This is a genomic window from Streptomyces purpureus, from assembly GCF_014648195.1.
In the GTDB taxonomy this organism is placed as follows: Bacteria; Actinomycetota; Actinomycetes; order Streptomycetales; family Streptomycetaceae; genus Streptomyces; species Streptomyces purpureus.
On the sequence record NZ_BMQQ01000026.1, the window covers coordinates 51,529 to 54,867 of the forward strand.

General features: G+C 71.8%; 4 protein-coding genes. All 4 read left to right on the forward strand.

Features of this window, described 5'->3' with window-relative positions; all coding sequences use genetic code 11:
* Positions 1 to 128 precede the first annotated feature (128 nt).
* The 4 genes from IEZ01_RS26780 to IEZ01_RS26795 all read left to right on the forward strand — a co-directional run bounded on the left by IEZ01_RS26780 (position 129) and on the right by IEZ01_RS26795 (position 3,139).
* Positions 129 to 614: a hypothetical protein gene (locus tag IEZ01_RS26780; RefSeq protein ID WP_189204192.1), complete on the forward strand. Its 486-nt coding sequence runs from the start codon at positions 129 to 131 to the stop codon at positions 612 to 614.
* A gap of 780 nt (positions 615 to 1,394) precedes the next feature.
* Entirely contained in the window at positions 1,395 to 2,267 is an 873-nt protein-coding gene (locus IEZ01_RS26785; protein WP_373287671.1) for a DUF2268 domain-containing putative Zn-dependent protease, read from the forward strand.
* 301 nt (positions 2,268 to 2,568) lie between these two features.
* Entirely contained in the window at positions 2,569 to 2,886 is a 318-nt protein-coding gene (locus IEZ01_RS26790) for a hypothetical protein (protein WP_019888125.1), read from the forward strand.
* Positions 2,887 to 2,890: 4 nt separating this feature from the next.
* Positions 2,891 to 3,139: a hypothetical protein gene (locus IEZ01_RS26795; RefSeq protein ID WP_019888124.1), complete on the forward strand. Its 249-nt coding sequence runs from the start codon at positions 2,891 to 2,893 to the stop codon at positions 3,137 to 3,139.
* Positions 3,140 to 3,339: the final 200 nt, after the last annotated feature.

Genomic DNA, 3,339 nt, shown 5'->3' on the forward strand with positions numbered 1-3,339 from the left:
CTGTGGCTGGTCCTGGTTACGCGGCCCGCCAGCGGGCGCGGTCCTCGCTGGGCTTCTTCGTGCAGCGCATGAGTGTTCCGGCCTTCGTGCGGCCGGTCGCGCCTTCGGGGGAGCAGTAGGAGCCGGGGTTGACCGTGCTGGCGCTGCCGCCGCCGTCGCTGCCCCCGCTGCCGGTCCCGCCGGTCGTCGTCTCCCGGGTCCGCGTGACCGTCGGCCGGGGCGCCTGCGTGGACAACTTCGGAGCTGGGGTCGGGGCATGGCTGCGCTGGCCGGTCTCCGCCGTCTGCGTACGGGTCGGGGCGGGCGAGGCGGGTGCGCTGGCCGGGGTCTGCGTGCTCCGCTCCGCCGTCGCCGTCGCCGTCGGCGTCGGCGACGGCGACGGCGACGGCGGGGTGGCGGGCGGGGTGGTCGGCGTGGTGGCCGTGGCGGTGACGGACGCGACGGGCTTCGGGGTGTTCTTCGTGTCGTCGGCCGCGACGCCGATGACCGCGGTGCATGCGGCGAAGAGGAACAGCAGACCCACGCAGCCGCCGCAGCCGATACCGATCTTCTTACCCGTGCTCATGCCTGCGGGCCGCTGGAGTGCGGCTCCCCGCACGGGTGACTGCTGGTGATGGTGGGGCTCGTACGTCAAGGGTTGTGTCTTTCTGGGCTTGGGTGGGGGGCCGGTCGCGGTGCGCGCCGACGGTACTGGTCCGCGGGGGTGCGGCTGGCAGCCTTCGGGGTGGGGTGCGGGCGGAGTGGTGCCGGGGGGCTACTGGCGTGCCGGGGTCATCCGTGCCGCCGCCAGGGCTGTGAGGGCGTCTGCTGCTGCCGCGTAGCCGGGTGCCGGGTTGCCTGCCCGCTCTACCGCAGCGCCCGCCGCGAGGTGTGGTGGCGGAGTACCAAGGAGAGGTTAAGCGCCGGTACCGGCACGTTTTGCTGCTGGGGCATTCTGCGCCGTATGGCGGCGGCCACGATCCGCTCTGCGGCGACCGTGACGACCCGCTGCAGATACGCCCTGGTGTGGCGGCAGTACCGTTCGATCACGTAGCGGCCGCCGAAGCGGCGTCCGGCGTCGGGGCGCAGGACCAGACGGCCGAGGGCGCGGTGTCCGATGGTGCGGTCGATGTTGCGGGCGTCGGCACCCCGGGGGATGAGGTCGTGCAGCTGGGGGGCAGGTGATCTCGTAGCACTTGAAATCGCCGCCGAACCGTTCGGTGATGGCGTCCACCGGTGACGCCGACGTGGTCGAATACGGCCGCGGCCAGGGTCATGAACCGGGTGCACTGTCCGAGCCGCCCCGTGCGCACGGGCTGCACCGTGCGCACGGAGCGGGCAAGCACAGGGCCCCATGCCGGCCGGTCGCGACAATCGCAGTCGTGGCATCAATGCCGGAGACCTTCCACCAGGCCCTGCAGAATGCGCTGGCCAGTCGGGACGCAATCAGCTCTCACGATCAGCACGAGGCGCCCCGAGGAGCGGCTCACACTCCGACTGGCCTGCAGAGCGTGATGTCCACGGTGGACGTGGATGTGGTGCAGATGCACCAGATGGGCAGCAGCTTCCGGATCGACCGTGAGGACCCGCGCTATCTGGCGGCCCTGGGGCAGATGCGGGACGCGGGTGTGTGGGACCGGATCGAGGACTGCCTCGCGGCGGCGTGGGAGCGACTGAGCGGCGCGGTTCCGGGGGTCAAGAGCGCCGAGACCGTGGATGTAGTCCTGGTCCTCGGTGACCCCGATGGCGCCCTGCTGACGGTCCGCAATGCCGGCTATCTCGGTATGGGGGGCATCCCCGGGGCGATCCAGCTGACCATGTGGCCAACCGCGACCAGCCTGGCGAAAATCGGCTCCGTCGCCGCGCACGAGCCCCACCACAACGTGCGCTACGCCAGTGTGGTCTGGAACCCGATGACGGTCACGATCGGCGAGCAGGTCGTGGGCGAGGGGCTGGCCGAGCCGTTCGTACGTGAACTGGCGGGCGAGTCGGCCATGGGGCCCTGGGCGACGGCGCTGTCCGGCCCGGAACTGGACGACGTCTGCGAGAAGGTCGCGGCCGGGATCGATGTGGCCGGGATGCAGAACCTGCCGGCCTACGTGTACGGCGACGCCACTGCACAGCACATGGGGCACCAGCCCGTCGGACTGCCTGACTTCGCCGGATACGCGGCCGGCCTCCGGATCGTGGACGCCCACCTGGCGGTCTCCGGTCTGACCGCCGCCCAGAGCACGGCGCTGCCGGCACACGACATCCTCGCGAACGCAGGCGTGCCGAGCAGCCCGTGAGACAACCCCGCGACAGGGCTACGACGGCCCCGGCCCGCCGGGCGCGATGCAGGACCCGACGGCCGGCGACCACGCCGATCAGCCCGAAGACCTGCGGAAGTGGTGGCACTCGGCGTCGCCGTGGCGCTGCTGATCACCGGCTCTCCGCGCGGCACCAGGCCGCGCGGCCCACTGCCCCGGCCTTCCGCGGCATCGATAGGGTCACCATCACGCGCCCGCCCGCCGTGCGGCGTCATCACCGCGACAGTCACCGGCTGCCCACACGGCCGAGCTGTGAATGCACCCCCAGGAGTCAGCCCTCATGACATGGCAGTGGATCGGTCTCACGTTCTTCTCCCTCACGGTGCTGCCGGCGGGCCTGGCCATGGCCGCCGGCCGAGTCCCCGAGCGTCTGCGCCGACGACTGGCTCCCGTAAGGACGCGTGGCTGGGCCCTCCTGTTGATCTATGCCACCGCACCCGTCAACGCGATCCCGCGCCTGCTCGGCGCTTCTCCCGACATCACACTCGCCTGCACGGCGGCCGGCGGCGCCCTCGCCGTCGCCGGCTGCCTGGTTCTGGGCGTCGCCACCCTTCTACGTCAGCGCCGCCCGGCCGCTACCCCGCGTGAGGGCTCCTGACGCCGTGTCCGCCACAGCACCTCGGACCAGCCGCGCGCGACGTGAGGCCGTATCGCTCACCGCCTGGTGGGCCGCGCTCACCCTGACCCTCTGGCTCCTGGGACACGCGACGGGCAACCCGGCCGGCCTCGCGCCGAGCGCCGCGTCCACCGCCGTACTGGTCGCCCTCGGCGAAACCGGCGACCGGGCCCGACGACGCTGGAAGGCCCGGCGGCACCCTCCGGGAGAGGTCCACGCCTCAACCGGCCCCTGAGCGGAAGCCCGTGCCACAACGTGCCAGTAGGGGCGGTTAACAGCGGTCACCAGAGGCTTCGCCGAGTCGACCGACGCAAGGTCGCCAGTGATCGTTCTCGCAGGTCAGACGGTATACACCCACCCAAGTACCGGGTGATTCCCAAGCTCAGAGCGCGGGTTCGATTCCCGTCACCCGCTCTTGAGAGAAGGCCCAGGTCA